Source organism: Stutzerimonas azotifigens (genome assembly GCF_013522725.1).
GTDB lineage: Bacteria > Pseudomonadota > Gammaproteobacteria > Pseudomonadales > Pseudomonadaceae > Stutzerimonas > Stutzerimonas azotifigens_A.
The window spans coordinates 49,060-68,908 of the sequence record NZ_JAAMRF010000007.1 but is presented as its reverse complement, the minus strand read 5'-3'; the positions used below and the strand labels follow the sequence as shown (position 1 = coordinate 68,908).

Here is a 19,849-nt window from a genome sequence, read left to right as displayed (position 1 = left end):
TGCAGGTCGCGGCGAGATCCGGTTATGACTTTCAGGCTTCCAGGGCGCGGACACGCTTGAGGCGCTGCTGTGCGGTCAGCTCCGCGGCCGGTTGCAGGGTGAAGTGGAACTCGATCTCGGCAAAGCGTCCGTCCACACCGCGGGCCTTCGCCTTGGCCGGATCGTCGACGAAGCGGATCTCGGCGATCAGCTCGTCGCGGGTGGCGTAGGCGAAGTCGTCATGCAGGTACTTTTCGCCGGACAGGTTGATCTGCGTGGTCAGATGGCGATGGCCAGCGGCGGAAATGAAGAAATGGATGTGCGCCGGGCGCTGACCATGGCGGCCGAGCTGATCGAGCAGCTGCTGGGTCGGGCCATCGGGCGGGCAGCCATAGCCGGACGGCACGATGCTGCGCAGCCGGTAGCGACCCTCGGCATCGGTCTCGATACGGCGACGCAGGTTGAATTCCGACTGCGACGGGTCGAAGTAGGAGTAGGTGCCACCGGTGTTGGCATGCCAGACGTCGACGATCGCGCCGGCCAGCGGCTTGCCGTCGGTATCCCACACCTGCCCTTCCATGAACAGCACGGTGCCCGGATCGGTGCCGTCGTCGAGCCGCGCCTCGCCCTTGCTCAGCGGCGCGCCGGCGACATACAAAGGGCCTTCGATGGTGCGCGGCGTCCCGCCGGTGTGTCCAGCCTGCGCGTCTTCGGCATCCATCAGCAGGTCGAGGTAGTGTTCCAGCCCGAGGCCGGCGACCAGCAGGCCCGCTTCCTGACGGCTACCGAGCTCGTTCAGGTAGTTCACCGCCTTCCAGAACTCCTCAGGGGTGACGGACAAGTCTTCGATGATGCGCACCGAATCGTTGAGCACGCGGTGGATCAGGGTCTTCATCCGATTATTGCCCTGGTCATTGTCGAAGCCGCTGGCGTTCTCCAGGAACTTCTGCACCTCGGCGGTCTGCGAGATCTTTACGGTCATGGCTGCTTTCCTCATGTTGTTTTTGTCGATAAGCCAGGCTGGGTACGGCTAGCGATCGTCGTCATGGACGGAAGACGGATGGCGACACAGCGCCATGACTTCGATCTCCATGTACGGGTAAAGCGGCAGCTGCATAAGTGTGTCATGCAGCGCCTGTGCATTGGGCACGTCGAATACGCTGACGTTGGCGTAGAGCCCGGCGATGCGCCAGAGGTGGCGCCAGACGCCCTCGCGCTGCAGGCGCTGGGCGAGCTCCTTCTCGTCCGCCTTGAGCCGTGCGGCCTGTTCGGCGGGCATGTCGACGGGAAGTTTCACGGTCATGCGTACGTGGAAAAGCATGGGCAATCTCCTTGATTCAGGCGCGGCTGAAGCGGGCCAGGCGCTCGTCGTCCAGGCTCAAGCCGAGGCCTGGACCTTGTGGAAGGTGCAGTTTGAAATCCCGATAGAGGAGCGGCTCGACGAGGATGTCCTCGGTCAGCAGCAGCGGGCCGAACAGTTCGGTGTGCCACTCCAGCGCAGGCAGTGTGGCGAAGGCGTGCGCTGCCGCCAGGGTACCGATTCCGCCTTCGAGCATGGTGCCGCCATACAGACCGATGCCGGCGGCTCGGGCGATTTCGGCGACGCGCAGCACCGCCAGCGGCCCGCCGGTCTTGGCGATCTTCAGGGCAAATACCGGGGCGGCTGCCGCACGGGCCAGCGCGAAGCCGTCCTGCACGCATTCGATGGATTCGTCGGCCATCACCGCCGCCGGGCTGCGGGCGCTGACACGTGCCAGCGCCTGGACGTCATGACGGACGATGGGCTGTTCGATCAATTCGACACCGGCGTCGGCCAGTTGCGCACAGGCACGCAGGGCTGTGGCCTCGCTCCAGGCCTGGTTAACGTCGACCCGCACGCTGGCACGATCGCCCAGGGCACGCTTGATGGCCGCGACGTGGGCGATGTCGCCAGCCGGCTCGCGCGCGCCGATCTTGAGCTTGAAGTGGCGGTGACGGCGCAGGTCGAGCATGCGCTCCGCCTCTTCGATGTCCTTTTCGGTATTGCCGCTGGCCAGGGTCCAGGCCACTTCCAGACCATCGACCAGCCGACCACCCAGCAATTCGGCGAGCGGTAGCCCGAGGCGCTTGGCCTGGGCGTCGAGCAAAGCGGTTTCAACCGCCGAGCGGGCAAAGGTATTGCCGCGGATACCGCGATCGATGCGCTGCATCGCGGCGTTAACGTTGCCGGCCGGCTGGCCAACGAGCAGCGGCGCGAAATAGCGGTCCAAGTTGGTCTTGATGCTTTCCGGGCTCTCGCTGGCGTACGCCAGACCGCCGATGGTGGTGGCTTCGCCGAGTCCTTCGATCCCATCGCTGCAATGCAGGCGCAGGATCACTAGCGTCTGACCATGCATGGTGTGCATGGCCAGTTTATGCGGGCGGATAGTGGGCAGGTCGACGATCAACGTCTCGAGACGCTCGATCACGGGAGCTGTCATAGCTCCTCCCATACAACGAGTCGGCGCGACGCCCGCGATTGGGCTGGGGCCTGGCTGGAAAAGACGCGTGAGCGCATCGTGATATTCCTCAGGTGTTGTTCTGTTATGGGGCCGAGATTGACTCGCGGCAAACGGACGGTCCAATATTGATTCGGTCTCACTTAATACCTTGGAGGTATCGTGGAGCTTCGCCACCTGCGCTATTTCCGTGTACTCGCCCAGACGCTCAATTTCACCCGCGCGGCAGAGTTGCTACACATCGCCCAACCACCGCTCAGCCGGCAGATTCAGCAGCTGGAAGAGGAACTCGGTGTGGTTCTGGTCGAGCGCGGCAGGCCCTTGCGACTGACCGAAGCGGGTCGTTTCTTCCATGAACACTCGGCGCAGTTGCTCGAGCAACTCGGGCGTATCTGCGACGACACCCGCCGGGTCGCCGAGGGCCAGCGGCGCTGGTTGGGTATCGGCTTCGCTCCGTCGACCCTCTACGGGGCGTTGCCCGAGCTGATCCGCCAGTTGCGCGCTGCCGGTGACGTCGAACTCGGTCTGTCCGAGCTGATCACGCTGCAGCAAGTGGAAGCGCTCAAGAGCGGGCGGATCGACATTGGGTTCGGCCGAATCCGTATCGATGACCCGGCAGTGGTGCAGGAGGTAATCCGCGAAGACCCGCTGGTAGCCGCCCTACCCCATGGACACAGGCTGCTCGGCCGACCGGTCAGCCTGGCCGAACTGGCGGCCGAACCCTTCGTGCTCTATCCCGGCAAGCCACGGCCGAGCTATGCCGACCATGTGCTCGGCCTGTTCTCGGCGCAGGGGCTGAAGATCCATGTGGTGCAGATGGCCAACGAAATGCAGACCGCCATCGGTCTGGTGGCGGCGGGCGTTGGCGTCACTCTGGTGCCCGCGTCGGTGCAGCGGCTTCACCGTGACGATATCGGCTACAGCGCTCTACTCGACAGCCAGGCCACTTCACCTATCGTGTTGAGCTATCGAGTGGGCGACGACTCGGCGCTACTGCATCGCTGCCGCGGGCTGGTACGCCGTCTCGAGGGCTTGTGATCCAGTAGCTGGAATTCAGCTGATCGGCACTAGTCACCTGCGCCAGGCCGCCAGCGGCGCCCGAGAAAGCCGCTTTTAGACCGCCCGCTCGCAACGCCTAGCTGACGTCCGCCTTCTGTTCGGTCTCGCCATGAAAAACACCGAGTCGCGCGTCGATGCGCTCGCAGTCGGCTTCGCGGCGCAACTCCTGGAACAGTGTCATGGCCTGGGGATAGGTTCGGCTGAGCATACCCAGCCACTGCTTCAGGCGGCCCGGAGCGTAGCGCGGCGACATCTTGCGCCGTGCCTGGCGCCAGAAGTCGGCCAGCAGCGGCTCCAGAGCGCTCCAGGCCATCGGCTCGACCGAGCGCCCGGCGTGGGCCGCCGCGATTTGCCGGGCAAGGTCCGGGCAGGACACCAGGCCGCGCCCCAGCATGATGTGCTCTGCCCCGCTCACCTCCCGGCAGCGTCGCCAGTCGTCGAGGGTCCATATCTCGCCGTTGGCATAGACCGGCACCGCCACTACCTCCTGTACCCGCGCGACCCATTCCCAGTGGGCCGGCGGTCGATAGCCCTCGACCTTGGTGCGCGCATGCACCACCAGCTGCTCGGCGCCGCCGTCGGCCAAGGCCCGGGCACAGTCGAGCGCACCGTCCGGGCTTTCGAAGCCCAATCGCATCTTTGCCGTTACCGGAATGTGTTCGGGGACCGCGCGACGTACTTCGCGCGCAATCGCATGCAGCAGCTCGGGCTCCTTGAGCAGTACCGCTCCACCACGGGACTTGTTCACCGTCTTGGCCGGGCAACCAAAATTCAGATCGATGACCGGCGCGCCCAGCTCGCACGCGTAGGCGGCGTTGTCGGCGATGCAGGCCGGATCGGAGCCGAGAAACTGGACCCGCAGGGGTGTGCCCGAACGGGTGCAGGCACCCCTCGCCAGCTCTGGCGCGAGCTTGGCATAGGTGGCCGCAGGCAACAGGCGGTCGCTGACGCGAATGAATTCAGTGACGCACCAGTCGATGCCGCCGACCCGCGTCAGCACATCGCGAAGAATGTCGTCGACCAGGCCCTCCATGGGCGCCAGGGCAATCTGCATGTCAGCTACCGCTCGAACATCGGGCGCGCATTGTACGAGCGAGCCGAGCCTTTAGAAACGCCTGGCGCAGCGCTCCCGACCACGGGGCGGCCGCGTTGCGATTACTCCTCGATGGTGTCCGAGCCGGTCGGTGCGATGGCTTCAGGCTTGCTGGCCGCCCGGCCCGCCTCGCCCTCCGTCCCGCGCAAGGTGTCGGTTGTACCCGCACCCTGGGTCGTATCGCTGCCCGAATCGATACCGGGGCGATTCGGCGTTTCGAGATCCTGTTGCCTGCCCAGACCGCTGCCGTCGCGCAAGGCAGGCTTTTCGCCTCCTTCGGTGCCGGTCTGGTTAGCGGGCGCAAGGGCGCTGAAAGACAACAGCGCACCTAGCGCCAGAACTGAATAGAGATTCATTAGGGCCTCCTTTACTTGCGGTCAGTCGCGCTTCTCTGGCTGCGCCTGATACTGATGGTGGTGCTGCATATCGGTCTCGTTGCCACCGCCATGCCCGGGGGCGTCGGCGCTGCGATCGCTGTCGTCTCCGTTCCCCTGCCCGCTTGGATCACGCTGGGGTTGCGGGTCGATGCCCTCTCCGATACCCATCGAGCCGCTGCCAGCCGCTCCGCGATCCGCTGCACCCGTATTCTGCGCCTGCGCCATCGGAGCGCCGCTCAGAAAACCCAGCAACACCAGCACCGCCGTCCACCTTGAAGTGACGTTTGTTTCGATTCGCATGATCGAGCCTCCTTTATGGAGTTTTGGCATCGCCGAGACGCCAAGGTGCGGCGACGTCGAAACGATGTGACCGATGGCATCGAAACCCATTGGATACATCGAGGTCTATACCCGTACTGGCCGGGTGACATGGCCGCAGCATGAAACGAGGGAATGATGACGCCTGCACTGCTGATTTGCGCAATGGTCGGAGGCTGGCTGCTGGTGGCAGCGGCGATGCTGTGGGGCATGCTCAGGATCGCGCGCAGGCACTATCCCGGCGAGACCCAACCGAGGCCCCTGCAGCGCACGTCGCGCCGGCAATCGCGTGCATCTCATGCAGCCGTATCGCTAAATGCCTGAAGAAAAAACGTTTTTTTCCATCTTCGAGGTTGACAGCCTGCAGATCGGCTGTAGAATGCCGACCCACAGACGCGGGATGGAGCAGTCTGGTAGCTCGTCGGGCTCATAACCCGAAGGTCGTCGGTTCAAATCCGGCTCCCGCAACCAAATCAGAAAGCCTCGAATGCAACAGCATTCGGGGCTTTTTGCTTTCTGCCGTTCTCCTTTTACGCCCAGGCTTAACTGTTTCATCTGACGTAACAGTGCTTCTCGGCAAGACGGATTTTTCCACTTCTGACGAAAAAATAGACTACCTCCTGTTCCATGAACCGCCGAGGTACTCCCCCATGTCACGCCATCTAATCACCTCCACCGCGCTTGCCGCCCTGTCCGCTCTGACCAGCGCAACCGCGTTCGCCGAAGAGTCACCCGCTTTCGCCGCGCACACCGCCGCGTTGCAGCAGAACGCCCGGGAAGTCCGCGCACAGCAGCAGACGACTGTCCGCACAGCCGAAAGCCCTGAAGGCGAGGCCGACAGCATCACTTCGCGGCAGCGCACCTGAGCGAACGCTTTTCGTCGACTCTTGATTGCTCCTTTTCCCGTCGACAGTCCTGGCCGCTCAACGAGCGGCCTTTTTTTGCCACGCCAATTGCGGCTTCGTCGAGGCCATCGCTGGCCTTGCTCGCCCTGTGCGGGCCGCCGGGTATAGTGGAAGGCCTCTTCCCGAAGGCGAAAGACGAATGGATCTTTTCCAGGCGATGCGTATTTTCGTCCGTGTCGCGGACAGCGGCAGCTTCACCGCAGCCGCGCAGGCGACCAACCTGTCGACGGCGCAGGTGTCGCGACTGGTCTCGGACCTCGAGACGCACCTGCAAGCGCGCCTGCTGCAGCGCACCACCCGGCGGGTCAGCCTGACCGCGGCAGGAGCCGGTTACCTTGAACATTGCAAGCAAATCCTCCTGGAGGTGGAGAATGCGGGGGCCGAGGCCAGTGGCGCGCACCTGACCCCCAGGGGGCGGTTGCGCGTGCATTCGATCATCGGCGTGGGCTCTCAATTGCTGGCACCGCTCGCTGCGCGTTATCGCGAACGTTATCCGGACGTCCAGCTCGACCTGACACTTTCGCAACGACTCCCGGATCTGCTTGCCGAAGGCCACGACGTGGTGATCACTCTCTCCACCGGCCTGCCGGATTCTGAACTGGTCGGCCAGCACATCGCCGACATGCACAGCGTCGTCTGCGCAGCGCCCAGCTATATATCCGTCCACGGCGTGCCGGCCAGCCCGGAGCAGCTAACCGAGCACCGCTGTCTGCGCCTGGTCGATCCGGCATTTCCCGAAGACTGGATCTTCACCGTCGATGGCGAGCCTCGCGCTATTCGTCCTCAGACTACCTTCCAGGTCAACGTGGCCGAAGCGATCGCACTGGCCGCCGAGGCCGGGATGGGGATCTGCCTGCTACCGGACTACGTCGCCGCCCGCTCGCTGGCTCGCGGTTCGCTGGTACGCCTGCTGCCGGAACAGCGCCCGCACCGCAAGGGCATCTATGCGCTCTATCCGTCTCGCCGCTACCTCGATGCCAAGGTCAGAACCTGGGTGCAGTTCCTGCAGGCCGAAATTCCAGAGGCCCTCGAGCAGACCACCGCCATACTCGACGACCCGATGTACTGGGCCCAGGGTAGCGACGCGGCCCCTCGTTAACGATTGTTACCCCGGACGGAACGCTGCCTTTTGCGAAAGCGGATTTTTCCAATACGCCCAAGTTCTTAAGCTGCAGGCACCACGTAACTACCGCGAGGTGCAAGATGAAGATCAAAGGCCTGTTTCTAGGCTTCGCCATGGCGGCCGTGTCGCTGCCTTCACTGGCCGAAGACGCCCACACCTACCACTACGGCGACCACCTGGACGTTGCCAAGGTCGTTTCAATCCAAAACCCTGAGGGGTGCGAGGTCGGCTCGTCGACCATGGTTTACCTGGACTCGCAAGGCGTGCGCCACACGTTGAAGTACCTGCGTACGGGCTCGCAGTGCAACGACTGACCATCGCAAGGCTTGGCGGCTGAGGCCCCCTGCCCGGCCGCACCGTCATCGATCAAGCTGGCCTCGCCGCCGCCTCGGCAGCCAGAGCCACTCCACATCCGGCGCTGGCGAAACGCCCCATCTGGGAGCCTTCCTTGGCGCGAAAGGCGCTGCAAAGCGCCTCCAGCCTCATCTCTCAGATGGCTTCAGCCAACCCAAAAGCTTCGTGGGCACTCCTGCACACCAATAGCTCGCCTGCATTGTTCGCCTATCAGCGCACCCCACCTTGAGCCGGAGAAACGCCTTGGCGGCTTCGCAGTCAAAACCTGGGGGCAGCACACCCTGCCACCCCACTAACTGTGAGTGAGACGATGATGAACCTCCATTATTTGCGTCGCCGCTTTCTTTCCGCCGCCCTAGGCCTGCTGGCCAGCGTCGGCCTCGTAGGTCAGAGCCTTGCCGCCGACGACCTGCTGGACCAGATCAAGCAGCGCGGCACCATCCAGGTCGGCCTCGAAGGGACCTATCCACCGTTCAATTTCCAGGACGAGAGCGGCAAGCTGACCGGCTTCGAGGTCGAGTTCGCCCAGGCGCTGGCCAAGCAGCTCGGCGTCGAGGCGAAGTTCCAGCCCACCAAGTGGGACGGCATCCTCGCCGCGCTGGAATCGAAGCGCCTCGATGTGGTGATCAATCAGGTCACCATTTCCGAAGAGCGCAAACAGAAGTACGACTTTTCGGAGCCTTACACCATTTCAGGCATCCAGGCCCTGACCCAAAAGGGCAAGGAGTCTCAAATCAACAGCGCCGCCGATCTGGCGGGCAAGCGTGTGGGTGTGGGTCTGGGGACCAACTACGAGCAATGGCTGCGCGAAAACGTGCCGGACGCCGAGGTCCGAACCTATGACGACGACCCCACCAAATATCAGGATCTGCGCTTCGGCCGCATCGACGCGATGCTGATCGACCGGCTCGCAGCCTTCGAGCTGATAGCCAAGACGGGCGAGGCGATGGCCATGGCCGGTGAGCCTTTCTCGCGCCAGGAAGCCGGCGTCGCCATGCGCAAGGGCAACCCCGCACTGGTCGAAGCTATCGACGACGCCATCGACACGCTGCGCGCGGACGGCACGCTCCAGGCGCTGTCGCAGAAGTGGTTCCAGGCTGACGTCACCCAGTAATGGAGCAAAGCCTGCAGCTGTTGCTGAGCTCAGCGCCATTTCTGCTCAAGGGCGCGCTCTACACCATCGTCCTGAGCCTGGGCGGGATGTTCTTCGGCCTGCTGCTCGGCTTCGCCCTAGCGCTGCTCAGGCTTTACGGCGCAGCGCCCTTGTGCTGGTTGTCGCGCCTGTACGTATCCTTCTTCCGCGGTACGCCGCTGCTGGTGCAGCTGTTCATGATCTATTACGGACTGCCCCAGCTCGGCATCCAGCTCGAGCCGCTGACCGCTGCGCTGATCGGCTTCTCGCTGAACATGGGCGCTTACACTTCCGAGACCCTTCGCGGCGCGATCGCCTCGATCGATCGAGGCCAGTGGGAAGCGGCGGCGAGCATCGGCATGAACAGACGCCAGACGCTCTACCGCACGATCCTTCCCCAAGCGGCGCGCACCGCCCTGCCGCCACTGGGCAACAGCTTCATCTCGCTGGTCAAGGACACCGCCCTGGCCGCTACCATCCAGGTGCCTGAGTTGTTCCGCCAGGCACAACTGATCACCGCGCGCACCTTCGAGATTTTCACCATGTACCTGGCCGCTGCCCTGATTTACTGGGCGCTGGCAACCGTGCTGGCGCACCTGCAGGGCCGGCTCGAAAACCGGGTCAATCGCCACGAACAGGACGGTCCATGATCTGCGTTCGCAACCTGAGCAAATCCTTCAACGGGCAGGCCGTGCTCAAGGGCATCGATCTGGATATCGCTCCGGGGGAAGTGCTGGCCATCATAGGCCCCAGCGGGTCGGGCAAGACCACGCTGCTGCGCTGCCTGAACCTGCTCGAGCAGCCCGATGGCGGCAGCATCCAGTTCGGCGACATCCGCATCGACGCGTCCCGCCCGCTCAAGCAGCAACAGCGCCAGGTCCGCCAGCTGCGCCAGCAGGTGGGTTTCGTCTTCCAGAACTTCAACCTGTTCCCCCACCGCACCGCCTTGGAGAACGTCATCGAAGGGCCCGTGGTGGTCAAGAAAGAAGCACGCGCCACGGCCATCGAACGTGGTCGGCAACTGCTCGCCAAGGTCGGCCTGGCGGGCAAGGAAAACGCCTATCCCAGGCGTCTCTCCGGCGGTCAGCAGCAGCGCGTGGCGATCGCGCGGGCGCTGGCCATGCAACCGGAGGTGATTCTGTTCGACGAACCCACCTCGGCGCTGGACCCGGAGCTCGTCGGCGAAGTGCTCGCGACCATTCGCGGCCTGGCGGAAGAAAACCGTACCCTGGTGATCGTGACTCACGAGATGAGCTTCGCCCGCGACGTGGCCAACCGGGCGATCTTCATCGACGGCGGCGTGATCGTCGAACAAGGCGAGGCGCGAGCGCTATTCGGTGCGCCGCAGCACGAGCGAACCCGGCAATTTCTGCGCAAATTTCTCGGCGGATCCTGAAGTGGCACCGGCTCTGTGGCGAAAGGCACAGCCGGCACTTTGCAGCGCCGCAAAGCGCCGCTAGAATTGCGCACTTTTTGATCAGAGGCGCCTAGAGGCGCCCTTCGAGGTTAACCGCATGTCCACCGCCACGCCCAAAGTCGGGTTCGTCTCCCTCGGTTGCCCGAAAGCCACCGTCGACTCCGAACGCATCCTCACCCAGCTGCGCATGGAAGGTTACGAGATCGTTCCGACTTACCAGGACGCCGACGTCGTGGTGGTCAACACCTGCGGCTTCATCGACAGCGCCAAGGCCGAATCCCTCGATGCCATCGGCGAGGCGCTGGCCGAGAACGGCCGGGTGATCGTCACCGGCTGCATGGGCGTCGACGAGGGCAACATCCGCGACGTGCACCCCAGCGTGCTGGCCGTCACCGGCCCGCAGCAGTACGAGCAGGTGGTCAATGCCGTGCATGAGGTGGTGCCGCCGAGCCTGGAGCACAATCCGCTGATCGACTTGGTGCCGCCGCAGGGCATCAAGCTCACCCCCCGCCATTACGCCTATCTGAAGATTTCCGAAGGCTGCAACCACAGCTGCAGTTTCTGCATCATTCCGTCGATGCGCGGCAAGCTCGTCAGCCGCCCGGTGGGCGATGTGCTCAGCGAAGCCGAGCGCCTGGTCAAGGCCGGCGTCAAGGAGCTGTTGGTGATCTCCCAGGACACCAGCGCGTACGGCGTCGACATGAAGTACAAGACCGATTTCTGGAACGGCCAGCCGGTCAAGACCCGCATGAAGGAACTCTGCGAAGCCTTGTCCAGCATGGGCGTCTGGGTCCGTCTGCATTATGTCTACCCCTATCCGAACGTCGACGATGTGATCCCGCTCATGGCCGCCGGCAAGCTGCTGCCTTACCTGGATATTCCGTTCCAGCACGCCAGCCCCAAGGTCCTCAAGGCGATGAAGCGTCCGGCCTTCGAAGACAAGACCCTGGCGCGCATCAAGACCTGGCGGGAGATCTGCCCCGAGCTGACCATCCGCTCTACCTTCATCGTCGGCTTCCCCGGCGAAACCGAGGAAGACTTCCAATACTTGCTCGACTGGCTCACCGAAGCGCAGCTCGACCGCGTCGGCTGCTTCCAGTACTCGCCGGTCGAAGGCGCTCCGGCCAATGACCTGGGCCTGGAAGCGGTGCCCGATGACGTCAAACAGGATCGTTGGGAGCGCTTCATGGCACACCAGCAGGCGATCAGCGCCGCCCGTCTCGCGCTCAAGATCGGCAAAGAAATCGAAGTGCTGATCGACGAGGTCGACGAAGAAGGCGCGATCGGCCGCTCCTACGCCGATGCGCCGGAGATCGACGGCAACGTCTATGTCGACAGCGACCGGGATCTCAAGCCAGGCGACAAGGTATGGGTTCGGGTAACCAACGCCGACGAATACGATCTGTGGGCCGAGACCTTCTGATCGCAGTCCTTGTGAAGCCCCGCAGCGCGGGGCTTTTTTATTTCCGACGAACGGCGCCTCGCCTCGAAAGTGAAAACCTGCCTTATCCCCTCATTTTGAGCGCTTCAAAACCATCGCTAAACCCAATAAAAAACAGTCAGATATGACGCTGCTTCACGCCAAGCCTGCCAGGCTGTGCTCATTGTCACAGCACTGCAACATGCCCAAGGAACAAAAAAACCCGCCCTCCACTCGTAACTGAGTATCCCGTAATACTCTTGTAACGTTTTTCTGAAACGGAGTCGCGCCGTCGGCCACCTGCTATTGGGCAGGTAGGACGGGAGTCGTCGCGTGCGTCAACCGAACAGGGCTTTCGCTGCCATGGCATTGCCGCAAGCGGCGGGCTGCTAATTGGAAGGATCGCTTGATGAATAACAACAAAAACCGCCTTGCCCGCCGCCTCGACTGTGCCGCCCATGCTGCGCTGCTACTAGTGGTTATGCTCGTATTCGCCGACCTCGGGTTCGTCGTGCTGCACTTGATCAACAGCCTCACGCCGTTCCCCAACGATCCGCTGTTCTCCCTGGAGAAAGATCGCGGTTACCCGGAGGTCTTTCAGTACCTCAAATGGTTCTGGATCGTCTTGCTGTTCGGCTACCTTGCCCTGCTACGCCGTTCGCCGACGTATTTGGCCTGGGCCATGGTCTTCGCCTACTTCCTGGCCGACGATGCGCTCGCGCTACATGAACGGGTCGGCGCGCTCTTCGCCGTCCACCTCGACATTGCCCCGCCGTTCGGCCTGCGTGTCGAAGATGTTGGCGAACTCGCCGCCTCCGCTGCCATGGGTGTGCTCCTGCTGGCACTGGTGTGCTGGGGCTATCTGGCAGGGCGCCCTGCCTTCAAGAAGATCTCCCATGACACGCTGCTGCTGATTGGCGCCCTGGTATTCTTCGGCGTCGGCTTCGACATGGCGCACATCATCATCCCACTGGGTGAAGCCGGTGACCTGCTGTTCAGCGTGCTGGAAGACGGTGGCGAGATGCTGGTGGCCAGCGCCACGCTGGGCTATGTGCTGATGCTCGGCCTGCGACCCGAAACGGAAAAGGCCTATCTCTTCGACTACCTGCAGGCGCTCTGGATGAACCGTCGCCGCGTTCAACAGCAGCATCTGCAGCCGGCTACGAACAGCCGCTGAACCTCCTCACGAAGACGGCGCCCATGCGGCGCCGCTATAGCTGGACTTCCTGCCTCGCCGACGGCATAAAAGCCGTCCACCCATCAGCAAGGAAGATCCATGGTCACCTGTCACCTGCGCTACGTCATCGATCCGTACAAACTCGAGGAATTCGAGCACTACGCTAAGCTCTGGATTCCTCTGGTGGAGAAATTCGGCGGCCAGCACCACGGCTATTTCCTGCCCTCCGAAGGTGCCAACAACATCGCTCTGGCGCTGTTCACCTTCCCCAGCCTGACGCTGTATGAGCAGTACCGCGAGGCTTCGATGGAAGACGCCGACTGTCTGGCGGCGTTCGATTATGCCCGGCAGACACGTTGCATCCTCAGCTACGAGCGCAGCTTCATGCGCCCGGTCTTCGGCTGATGGGCCGGGCCGGACCAGGATTCATAGCCCGGCCCTCACCCTGCACGCGTTGAGCGACTCGGTCGTTCGAACGGCCGAAGATGACCATACCGACGGCCGCACGGTAGAACAACGGGTTCCTGGCTGCAGCGTCCCGTTCGGGTAGGCCTGGCCTATACAGACGCATTTGCGAGGCAAATGTCGCTCGCAAAGCGCGCGACGGTCGCTAGGGTTGTGGACCAGACAGCCAACCAGAGGAATGTCCATGCCCCCCTATTTTTCCCTTGCCGGCCGCACGGCGGTGGTAACCGGCGGTAGCCGAGGCATCGGTCACATGATTGCCAAGGGCTTTCTCGAAGCCGGTGCTACCGTTTACCTGTGCGCCCGAGACGCCCAAGCCTGCGAGGCAGCTGCGAGCGAACTCGGCCACTTGGGCGAATGCCATGCGCTGGCCGCCAATCTCGCCAGCGAGGACGGTATCAAGGCCTTCGCCGATACCCTGGGCACGCGTATCGACCGGCTGGACATCCTGGTCAACAATGCCGGCACCACCTGGGGTGCGCCGCTGGAAGAGTACCCGGCCAAGGGCTGGGAAAAGGTCATGCAGCTGAACGTGACCTCGGTGTTCGGCTGCATCCAACAGCTACTGCCGCTGCTGCGCAAAGCCGCCAGCCCGGACGACCCGGCCCGCATCATCAACATTGGCTCGGTGGCCGGCATCACGTCCCACGGCGAGCAGGCCTACGCCTACGGACCGAGCAAGGCCGCGCTGCATCAACTGTCGCGGATGTTGGCCAGGGAGCTGGTCGAGCAACACGTCAACGTGAACGTCATCGCGCCGGGGCGTTTCCCGAGCAAGATGACTTCCTTCATCGCCAACGATGCCGAAGCGATGGCTGCCGACTGCGCCCATATCCCGATGAAGCGCTGGGGACGGGAGGAGGAAATGGCCGCGCTGGCGATCACCCTGGCGAGCACCGCCGGTGCCTACATGACCGGTACGATCATTCCCATCGACGGCGGCTTCCACCTCTAGCGTTAACCTGACACGTCCAGCGTTGCCAGTGAGGCAACCTGCGGCGTGAATCGACGACCGCGCCAACCAGGGGCGTCAGCGGCTAAGATAGACGCCCACTCGCCACCGTCCCCGCCATGAACCATACCGTTTCGCCGATCGGTTACCTGCGCTCCTGCTTTCAGGAGAAGTTCGCCATCCCCAGACAGCCTCGGCTGGCGCCCGCGGCCCGCGGCGTCCTGGAACTGGTGCCGCCGTTCGACCAGGCGCACGCGCTCGATGGGCTGGAGCAGGTCAGCCACGTCTGGCTGCTGTTTCTCTTTCACCAGGCGCTGGAAAGCCAACCCCGCCTTCGCGTGCGCCCCCCTCGGCTGGGCGGTAACCAGATGGTCGGTGTGTTCGCTACCCGCGCCACGCATCGCCCCAATGGCATCGGCCAGTCGGTGGTCAAACTCGACGCGATCGAGCCCGGGCGGTTACGGGTCTCGGGGATCGACCTGCTTGACGGCACGCCAATACTCGACATCAAGCCTTACGTTCCCTACGCCGACGCCATTGTCGAGGCAACCAACGAGATGGCCGCCCAAGCACCGGACGCGATTGCCGTGGAGTGGTCCGAGCAGGCGTTGCAGCAGGCCCGCCAGCATGGGCAGCGACTGGGCGAGCCACTGGCCGAACTGATCGAACAATGCCTGGCCCAGGACCCCCGCCCCGCCTACCAGACCCCGACGCCAGAACGCCGCTACGGCACCCGCCTGTGGGATGTCGAAGTGCGCTGGCATTACCCTTCGACCGAGCGCATTCGGGTCATCGAAGTCGTACCGGCGGCACACCGCTAAGGCGACGCCGAGAGCCGCCTAGGGTCCGCTGCCTGCAACCTTAAGGCTCACTAAGCCGCATTACAGGAACCGCTGCTGTCGGAGCGCTCGGAACTCAACGCCGCGCTTACGCAGCACAGTGCCGCCCCTTAGAGGCGGCGTGCGTTCACTCTTTCGCCGGGACCAGCATCAGGCGTTTGGTGCCATAGACCTGCTCGAGATTTTCTGGTTTGAACGGGAAGCTCATGTACTGGGCCTTGAGCCAGGCGTCGATGCCATCGGCATAGTGCGGGCTGGCGGGGTTGCCGGACTGGCCGGAGCTGTTGAGGCCAATGAGGGGCTCGTCGCGGCCGAAGTCGACGATGATCCGCATGGCCGGCACCAGCCAGGTATCGAAGCTGCCGCCCCACTCGTAGGCCGCCACGTTGAGCGTGGTGTGATCACCGCCGGCCTGATACGGACCGCGGTCCAGATAGCCGCGCAGGGCCTGGACGCCGGTGCGCTGGCCAGCGCTCATGTGCGGTGCCAGCTGCGTAGCGCCGCTGGTCCAGCTATAGGTATGCAACGCGCCCCACCTCCACGCGCTGCGATCGCCGCCCAGACGGCTCTCCAGCAGCGTGACGGAGGCGGCGAGGCTACGGGCGAGGATCGCCGGCTTGTCCTCAGTGGCCGGGGTGCGGACATCGTTCCAGAACGGGCTGTCCTCGCGCCCGAGCAGATGGTCGGCCTGCGCCGAATAGGAGCTGTTGGCCGTTTGCACCAGCGCTCGCCAGGCAGGGCTCGTTTCCGGGCCAAGCTCGTCGAGGAATATCTGCCGTGCGCTCTCCTGCAGGAAGGCCCCGTACAGCGCGGCATCGGCCGAATCGGCGCCGAGCTTGCCATCGAAGGCCATCAGCCGGGAGAAGGCTTCGCGTGCTCGCGCACGGTCGGCTTCCGGCAGCGCGTCGATGGCCTGCTTCAGCGGCTGGGCCATCCCCGGCCCCTCGAACATGGCCTTCAGCTTGGCCGCGAACGGTGTGGTCTGGTCGTACTGCATGGCGATGGTGCTGCGGGTGTCGTGCTTGCCGCTGGAGGCCAACTCGGCGAGACGTTCGGCACGCTCGGGGTAGTACCAGGAATTGGACATCTGCATGCCGTAGCCACGCGGCACGGTGCGCTGGTTGGCGGTACCGAGCCATCCCTGCGCAGGGTCCTGATCGTAGGGGTGCAGCATCGGGTCGGCGAAACCGTCCCAGTCGTAGCGGCCATCCCAGCCCGGCGAGGGGATCAGGCCGAGCCCATCGCGGCGATTGGGGAAGCGACCGGTGACCTGCCAGCCAATGCTCTGCGCGTCGGCGAAAACGATGTTCAGCGGCATCGCCCGGATTTCCCGAGTAGCGTCGAAGGCGGCCTCTACCGACTGCGCCCGGGACAGATCGAAGAAGGCGTCGAGCGACTTGTCGGCCTCGAACTGCGTGGTCTTGAGCGCCAACCCGTAGCCGCTGCTCAACGCCAGCGGCTGCAGGGGATGCTTGCGCTCGCCCAGCACGCTATTGAGCAGCGGACCATTGCGCGTCTCGTAGATGGTTTCGCGGATCGGGCGCTCGCCCTTGATGATGTAGGTCTCCTGCCGTTCCCGCGCCGCGACCCACTCGCCGTCGGCGAGGTACTGGAGCTGGTTACCGACCCGCCGGACCTGTTCGAGGAACAGGTCCTGGTTGTCGCCCATGACCATGGTCATGCCCCAGCCGAGCTTGCCGTTGAAGCCGGCAACGATGGTCGGCACCCCGGCTATCGACACGCCGGCGCCCTGGAATTTGGGAGAGCGCAGCTGCACGAAATTCCAGTACGAGGGCATCGACAGTGGCAGGTGAGTGTCGTTGGCCAGGATCGGCCTGCCGCTGCGGCTGTTGCGCCCGGCGATCGCCCAGTTGTTCGAGGCGGCGACGCCCTGCATGTTCAACGCCGCGATCTGGCCGGCGGCGCGCTCGACGGCAGCGAGTCCTGGGATCTGTCCGGCAAGCTTGAGCCCCTTGAGCTTGTCCGCCTCATCGAACGGCAGCGGCTCGTCAGGATAAGTGGGCATCAGCCAGGCAAGCTTGTCGGCGCCGACCTGCTGGGCCAGCACCAGCGAGGCGATCTCCTCCTGCAGGTTGACCGCCAGGCCAAAATTCAGCAGGCAGAACACCAGCACCGAATCCTCGGGTTTCCAGTAGGCCGGTTGGTAGCCGGAGCTGGCCAGATCCATCGGCAGCTTGTCGCGATGGCGGAACAGGTAGGCGTTGACCCCGCGCGCATACACTTCGAAGAAAGCCTTCATTCGCGGCGACGACTCGCGATAAAGCACCTCGGCGCTTTGCTTGAGGTTCACCGCCCGCATGAAGCGGTCGGTCTCCAGCACACCCGGGCCGAGCATTTCGGCCAACCGTCCCTCGGCCATCAACCGCAGGCTGACCATCTGGCTCAAGCGGTCGGTAGCGTGCACATAACCAAGGGCGAACAGCGAGTCATGGAAGCTGCTCGACTCGATCAGCGGCATACCCCGCGCGTTACGGCGGATGCTGACGTTGTCGGCCAGCCCCTTGAGCGGCTGCACACCCTGTTGCGGCGGCAGGCTGGCACTGTAGCGGGAGTCCAGATAGGACTGGCAGCCCGCCAGACCCACCAGTGCAAGCGAGGCACCGGTAGCCAGACGAACCAGGGAACGAGACAGACGCAGCGCCATCGGCGGCTCCTTGGAAATTGCTGAGCGCAGGTTTATCGACAGGTTAGGTGAGAACATCGTGCGCGAGACGCGACACAAGGGTGTTCAGGCTGCGTTGCGCGCCCTGGGCAGTGCCTCGTCCAGCAGCCAGCGCGCCGAGCGGCGGGCTTCGGCCTTGTGCTGCAGCTCGAGGGCGCTGAAATTGGCTTCGTGGCGGCGGCGCTCGAGCTTGTCCAGCGCCGTCCAGGCGGCATGGGTCGGGACGTGCTCGGTGGCGTCGTAGAGCTGCTGGAAGACCTGGCAGCGCGGGTCCTGGCCCAGGTTCGCGTCATAGTTGTCGAGCAGCACCTTGATGCGAATCGCGCCCTCGATCAACGGCACCTGCTCGTCCAGCAGGCTGCCGGCCAGGATGCGCAGGTCTTCGGCGAGCGAAATCTGGCGCTGCGCCTGGGCGTCGGCGCGCTGCTGCTCGCCACGCCACACCCGTCGCCACAGGTGCAGGGCATAACCCGCCAGCGCAGCTATCAGCAGCACGGCGACGAGGGATAAGACGATGGCGAGCGGGGTCATGGCATCAGGCGCCGTGGCACTTCTTGAACTTCTTTTCGCTGCCGCACGGGCAGGGATCGTTGCGACCGACGTCCTTCAGCGGATTGCGCGTCGGCTCGTGGCTGTGGTTGCAGTGCGGGCCGTGGACGTGGTGGTGATGGTCATGATCGTGATCATGGTTGCAGTCGGGACCATGGACATGGGGTTGCTGGTTCATCGAAGACCTACTCCGGAATAAAGTCGCCCGGGATTATCTCGCCATTGGTGGCGATGTGCACGCGCCGTCCGCGCATCAGCCCGGTCTTCACCTCTCCCTGCAGGCGATACTGGATCGGCCTGTCGGGCTTCTCCAGCAGGCGCACCACGTACTTCATGTGCCGCCAGAGGTTGGTGCGCACCGGCACCTCGTACAGTTCGGTGCCATGGGCCGGCACGGTCATCCAGCCGCTGGATTCGCCCGCAGCCAGCTGGATGTCGTTCAGATGGACGTCATAGACCAGGCCGCGGATCGGCAGGCTATGATCGTTGGGATTCTCGATACGAAAGGTGAGCATGAATTCCTGCTCGAGAAGCCGGGCCTTGATCACGTCGACCTTGGTGAGCTGAATCCGGGGATCCTTGAAACCGCTGGAGAACCAGGTCGAGCAACCGGAGACGGCTACCATTACGCCCAGCAGCAGCACCGTTGTGGATATTTTTATTGTCTGTGCCAGGAAACGCATTCAGGTACTCCAGAGGACGGCCCAGTGTAGCAAGCAGCCAGCAGCCCGCAACGGGTGTTGCCGCAAAATAACCTGATCCATACTGCATTCTGATGATGTCCCCGACACGATCGCCAACTGCCGTTCTTGACGGTCAGCTAACAGTTCGCCGGGGCCGGCTGCGCTAGGCTACGCGCCGCCTTCTTCCATCCGTGCCAACCAGGCCAGCGCAGGAGCACTCCTAATGAGCCGTTATGAAATCGCCTTCTCCGGACAGCTGGTGCCGGGTGCTCAACTCGATCAGGTAAAGGCCAACCTGGCCCGTCTATTCCAGGCCGATGCCCAGCGTATCGCCCTGCTCTTCTCTGGTCGGCGGATCGTGATCAAGCAGGACCTGGACGCGGCGGGCGCGGAGAAGTATCGCGTCACCCTCGAACGGGCCGGTGCGCAGGTCGAAGTCCGTGCGCTGGACGTGGAAGTCGAGGAGATCGTTCTTGCGCCGCCGCCAGCACCGGCACCCGCCGCTTCCCCCTCACCCACCGCCGCGATCGCGACGCCGACCGGCACGCTCAAGGTGGCGCCTCGTGACGAATACATGGCCGCCTTCAGCGACGTGCAGGCACCGGATTTCGGCATCGCCCCCGTCGGCGCCGACCTGCAGGACAGCAAGCCGGACGCGCCGCCGCCAGCGGTAGATCTTTCGCAGTTCAGCTTGGCGCCGGTCGGCAGCGACATGGGCGAGAAGCCCCGCACCGCCGCCGGCCCGGTCCCGGACACCTCCCACCTGAAGCTGCAGTAACCGTCCCCAGGGCCGCCCGACGAACTCCGAAGGGCTGCCCGCGCTCCAAAGCCTCAAGCCCCCAAAGCC

23 protein-coding genes and 1 tRNA gene are annotated in these 19,849 nt (G+C 63.9%); 14 read left to right on the top strand and 10 right to left on the bottom strand.

What is annotated here, in order from left to right; genetic code table 11:
• Positions 1 to 31 precede the first annotated feature (31 nt).
• From catA to G7026_RS14240, 3 genes are read right to left on the bottom strand one after another with little or no spacing between them, the layout of a single operon-like run.
• Positions 32 to 961, bottom strand: a complete 930-nt coding sequence (gene catA, locus G7026_RS14250; protein WP_181071582.1) for a catechol 1,2-dioxygenase — start codon at positions 959 to 961, stop codon at positions 32 to 34.
• Between the two features lie 48 nt (positions 962 to 1,009).
• Positions 1,010 to 1,300 carry a muconolactone Delta-isomerase gene (catC, locus tag G7026_RS14245; protein ID WP_181071581.1) on the bottom strand — a complete coding sequence of 97 codons (291 nt, stop codon included), beginning with the start codon at positions 1,298 to 1,300 and terminating at the stop codon, positions 1,010 to 1,012.
• 16 nt (positions 1,301 to 1,316) lie between these two features.
• On the bottom strand, positions 1,317 to 2,438 hold the full coding sequence (locus G7026_RS14240) for a muconate cycloisomerase family protein (protein WP_181071580.1): 1,122 nt from the start codon (positions 2,436 to 2,438) through the stop codon (positions 1,317 to 1,319).
• Between the two features lie 180 nt (positions 2,439 to 2,618).
• Here G7026_RS14240 and G7026_RS14235 point away from each other — a divergent pair, with 180 nt between their 5' ends.
• A complete protein-coding gene (locus G7026_RS14235) occupies positions 2,619 to 3,494 on the top strand; it encodes a LysR family transcriptional regulator (protein ID WP_181071579.1) in 876 nt (291 codons plus the stop codon).
• Positions 3,495 to 3,591: 97 nt separating this feature from the next.
• On the opposite strand, the gene G7026_RS14230 is transcribed toward G7026_RS14235, so the two are convergent.
• The 3 genes from G7026_RS14230 to G7026_RS14220 all read right to left on the bottom strand — a co-directional run bounded on the left by G7026_RS14230 (position 3,592) and on the right by G7026_RS14220 (position 5,285).
• Complete coding sequence (locus G7026_RS14230; RefSeq protein WP_181071578.1) at positions 3,592 to 4,569, bottom strand: tRNA dihydrouridine synthase; 978 nt, start codon at positions 4,567 to 4,569, stop codon at positions 3,592 to 3,594.
• Between the two features lie 101 nt (positions 4,570 to 4,670).
• Complete coding sequence (locus G7026_RS14225) at positions 4,671 to 4,964, bottom strand: hypothetical protein (protein WP_181071577.1); 294 nt, start codon at positions 4,962 to 4,964, stop codon at positions 4,671 to 4,673.
• A 21-nt stretch (positions 4,965 to 4,985) separates the two neighbouring features.
• The gene (locus G7026_RS14220) at positions 4,986 to 5,285 is read right to left on the bottom strand and encodes a hypothetical protein (protein WP_181071806.1); all 300 of its coding nucleotides are present in this window, start codon (positions 5,283 to 5,285) and stop codon (positions 4,986 to 4,988) included.
• Positions 5,286 to 5,697: 412 nt separating this feature from the next.
• Between G7026_RS14220 and G7026_RS14215 the strand changes: the two genes are divergently transcribed.
• From G7026_RS14215 to tsaA, 12 genes are all read left to right on the top strand, one after another.
• Positions 5,698 to 5,774 (top strand) — tRNA-Met (locus G7026_RS14215).
• A 179-nt stretch (positions 5,775 to 5,953) separates the two neighbouring features.
• Positions 5,954 to 6,169 (top strand): hypothetical protein, encoded by a 216-nt coding sequence (locus tag G7026_RS14210; protein WP_181071576.1) that lies wholly within the window; start codon positions 5,954 to 5,956, stop codon positions 6,167 to 6,169.
• Positions 6,170 to 6,347: 178 nt separating this feature from the next.
• A complete protein-coding gene (locus G7026_RS14205; protein ID WP_181071575.1) occupies positions 6,348 to 7,307 on the top strand; it encodes a LysR family transcriptional regulator in 960 nt (319 codons plus the stop codon).
• A gap of 104 nt (positions 7,308 to 7,411) precedes the next feature.
• Positions 7,412 to 7,645, top strand: coding sequence for a DUF2790 domain-containing protein (locus tag G7026_RS14200; protein ID WP_375138208.1), 234 nt, complete (start codon positions 7,412 to 7,414; stop codon positions 7,643 to 7,645).
• Between the two features lie 353 nt (positions 7,646 to 7,998).
• Positions 7,999 to 8,799, top strand: a complete 801-nt coding sequence (gene tcyJ, locus G7026_RS14195; RefSeq protein ID WP_181071574.1) for a cystine ABC transporter substrate-binding protein — start codon at positions 7,999 to 8,001, stop codon at positions 8,797 to 8,799.
• On the top strand, positions 8,799 to 9,467 hold the full coding sequence (gene tcyL, locus G7026_RS14190) for a cystine ABC transporter permease (RefSeq protein WP_181071573.1): 669 nt from the start codon (positions 8,799 to 8,801) through the stop codon (positions 9,465 to 9,467). The genes tcyJ and tcyL overlap by 1 nt, the downstream gene beginning before the upstream one ends.
• Positions 9,464 to 10,213, top strand: a complete 750-nt coding sequence (tcyN, locus tag G7026_RS14185) for an L-cystine ABC transporter ATP-binding protein TcyN (RefSeq protein WP_181071572.1) — start codon at positions 9,464 to 9,466, stop codon at positions 10,211 to 10,213. The genes tcyL and tcyN overlap by 4 nt, the downstream gene beginning before the upstream one ends.
• A gap of 118 nt (positions 10,214 to 10,331) precedes the next feature.
• Positions 10,332 to 11,657: a 30S ribosomal protein S12 methylthiotransferase RimO gene (gene rimO, locus G7026_RS14180; RefSeq protein ID WP_181071571.1), complete on the top strand. Its 1,326-nt coding sequence runs from the start codon at positions 10,332 to 10,334 to the stop codon at positions 11,655 to 11,657.
• Between the two features lie 406 nt (positions 11,658 to 12,063).
• Positions 12,064 to 12,831, top strand: coding sequence for a hypothetical protein (locus tag G7026_RS14175; RefSeq protein ID WP_181071570.1), 768 nt, complete (start codon positions 12,064 to 12,066; stop codon positions 12,829 to 12,831).
• A gap of 99 nt (positions 12,832 to 12,930) precedes the next feature.
• Positions 12,931 to 13,236 carry an NIPSNAP family protein gene (locus tag G7026_RS14170; RefSeq protein ID WP_181071569.1) on the top strand — a complete coding sequence of 102 codons (306 nt, stop codon included), beginning with the start codon at positions 12,931 to 12,933 and terminating at the stop codon, positions 13,234 to 13,236.
• A 244-nt stretch (positions 13,237 to 13,480) separates the two neighbouring features.
• Positions 13,481 to 14,251: an SDR family oxidoreductase gene (locus G7026_RS14165; protein ID WP_181071568.1), complete on the top strand. Its 771-nt coding sequence runs from the start codon at positions 13,481 to 13,483 to the stop codon at positions 14,249 to 14,251.
• Positions 14,252 to 14,367: 116 nt separating this feature from the next.
• The gene (tsaA, locus tag G7026_RS14160) at positions 14,368 to 15,069 is read left to right on the top strand and encodes a tRNA (N6-threonylcarbamoyladenosine(37)-N6)-methyltransferase TrmO (RefSeq protein WP_181071567.1); all 702 of its coding nucleotides are present in this window, start codon (positions 14,368 to 14,370) and stop codon (positions 15,067 to 15,069) included.
• 145 nt (positions 15,070 to 15,214) lie between these two features.
• Here tsaA and G7026_RS14155 read toward each other — a convergent pair whose 3' ends face one another.
• The 4 genes from G7026_RS14155 to G7026_RS14140 form a co-directional block, all read right to left on the bottom strand.
• Positions 15,215 to 17,752 (bottom strand): penicillin acylase family protein, encoded by a 2,538-nt coding sequence (locus G7026_RS14155; RefSeq protein ID WP_181071566.1) that lies wholly within the window; start codon positions 17,750 to 17,752, stop codon positions 15,215 to 15,217.
• 84 nt (positions 17,753 to 17,836) lie between these two features.
• Positions 17,837 to 18,301 carry a DUF2489 domain-containing protein gene (locus tag G7026_RS14150; protein ID WP_181071565.1) on the bottom strand — a complete coding sequence of 155 codons (465 nt, stop codon included), beginning with the start codon at positions 18,299 to 18,301 and terminating at the stop codon, positions 17,837 to 17,839.
• 4 nt (positions 18,302 to 18,305) lie between these two features.
• Entirely contained in the window at positions 18,306 to 18,497 is a 192-nt protein-coding gene (locus G7026_RS14145) for an SEC-C metal-binding domain-containing protein (RefSeq protein ID WP_181071564.1), read from the bottom strand.
• Positions 18,498 to 18,504: 7 nt separating this feature from the next.
• Complete coding sequence (locus tag G7026_RS14140) at positions 18,505 to 19,002, bottom strand: LEA type 2 family protein (protein WP_181071563.1); 498 nt, start codon at positions 19,000 to 19,002, stop codon at positions 18,505 to 18,507.
• Positions 19,003 to 19,225: 223 nt separating this feature from the next.
• Here G7026_RS14140 and G7026_RS14135 point away from each other — a divergent pair, with 223 nt between their 5' ends.
• Positions 19,226 to 19,780: a hypothetical protein gene (locus G7026_RS14135; RefSeq protein ID WP_181071562.1), complete on the top strand. Its 555-nt coding sequence runs from the start codon at positions 19,226 to 19,228 to the stop codon at positions 19,778 to 19,780.
• Positions 19,781 to 19,849: the final 69 nt, after the last annotated feature.

Excerpts from the sequence above, each read along its gene's own strand:
- catA (WP_181071582.1), bottom strand. The coding sequence starts at position 961 with ATGACCGTAAAGATCTCGCAGACCGCCGAGGTGCAGAAGTTCCTGGAG.
- catC (WP_181071581.1), bottom strand. The coding sequence starts at position 1,300 with ATGCTTTTCCACGTACGCATGACCGTGAAACTTCCCGTCGACATGCCC.
- G7026_RS14240 (WP_181071580.1), bottom strand. The coding sequence starts at position 2,438 with ATGACAGCTCCCGTGATCGAGCGTCTCGAGACGTTGATCGTCGACCTG.
- G7026_RS14230 (WP_181071578.1), bottom strand. The coding sequence starts at position 4,569 with ATGCAGATTGCCCTGGCGCCCATGGAGGGCCTGGTCGACGACATTCTT.
- G7026_RS14225 (WP_181071577.1), bottom strand. The coding sequence starts at position 4,964 with ATGAATCTCTATTCAGTTCTGGCGCTAGGTGCGCTGTTGTCTTTCAGC.
- G7026_RS14220 (WP_181071806.1), bottom strand. The coding sequence starts at position 5,285 with ATGCGAATCGAAACAAACGTCACTTCAAGGTGGACGGCGGTGCTGGTG.
- G7026_RS14210 (WP_181071576.1), top strand. The coding sequence starts at position 5,954 with ATGTCACGCCATCTAATCACCTCCACCGCGCTTGCCGCCCTGTCCGCT.
- G7026_RS14205 (WP_181071575.1), top strand. The coding sequence starts at position 6,348 with ATGGATCTTTTCCAGGCGATGCGTATTTTCGTCCGTGTCGCGGACAGC.
- G7026_RS14200 (WP_375138208.1), top strand. The coding sequence starts at position 7,412 with ATGAAGATCAAAGGCCTGTTTCTAGGCTTCGCCATGGCGGCCGTGTCG.
- tcyJ (WP_181071574.1), top strand. The coding sequence starts at position 7,999 with ATGAACCTCCATTATTTGCGTCGCCGCTTTCTTTCCGCCGCCCTAGGC.
- tcyL (WP_181071573.1), top strand. The coding sequence starts at position 8,799 with ATGGAGCAAAGCCTGCAGCTGTTGCTGAGCTCAGCGCCATTTCTGCTC.
- tcyN (WP_181071572.1), top strand. The coding sequence starts at position 9,464 with ATGATCTGCGTTCGCAACCTGAGCAAATCCTTCAACGGGCAGGCCGTG.
- rimO (WP_181071571.1), top strand. The coding sequence starts at position 10,332 with ATGTCCACCGCCACGCCCAAAGTCGGGTTCGTCTCCCTCGGTTGCCCG.
- G7026_RS14175 (WP_181071570.1), top strand. The coding sequence starts at position 12,064 with ATGAATAACAACAAAAACCGCCTTGCCCGCCGCCTCGACTGTGCCGCC.
- G7026_RS14170 (WP_181071569.1), top strand. The coding sequence starts at position 12,931 with ATGGTCACCTGTCACCTGCGCTACGTCATCGATCCGTACAAACTCGAG.
- G7026_RS14165 (WP_181071568.1), top strand. The coding sequence starts at position 13,481 with ATGCCCCCCTATTTTTCCCTTGCCGGCCGCACGGCGGTGGTAACCGGC.
- tsaA (WP_181071567.1), top strand. The coding sequence starts at position 14,368 with ATGAACCATACCGTTTCGCCGATCGGTTACCTGCGCTCCTGCTTTCAG.
- G7026_RS14155 (WP_181071566.1), bottom strand. The coding sequence starts at position 17,752 with ATGGCGCTGCGTCTGTCTCGTTCCCTGGTTCGTCTGGCTACCGGTGCC.
- G7026_RS14150 (WP_181071565.1), bottom strand. The coding sequence starts at position 18,301 with ATGACCCCGCTCGCCATCGTCTTATCCCTCGTCGCCGTGCTGCTGATA.
- G7026_RS14145 (WP_181071564.1), bottom strand. The coding sequence starts at position 18,497 with ATGAACCAGCAACCCCATGTCCATGGTCCCGACTGCAACCATGATCAC.
- G7026_RS14140 (WP_181071563.1), bottom strand. The coding sequence starts at position 19,002 with ATGCGTTTCCTGGCACAGACAATAAAAATATCCACAACGGTGCTGCTG.
- G7026_RS14135 (WP_181071562.1), top strand. The coding sequence starts at position 19,226 with ATGAGCCGTTATGAAATCGCCTTCTCCGGACAGCTGGTGCCGGGTGCT.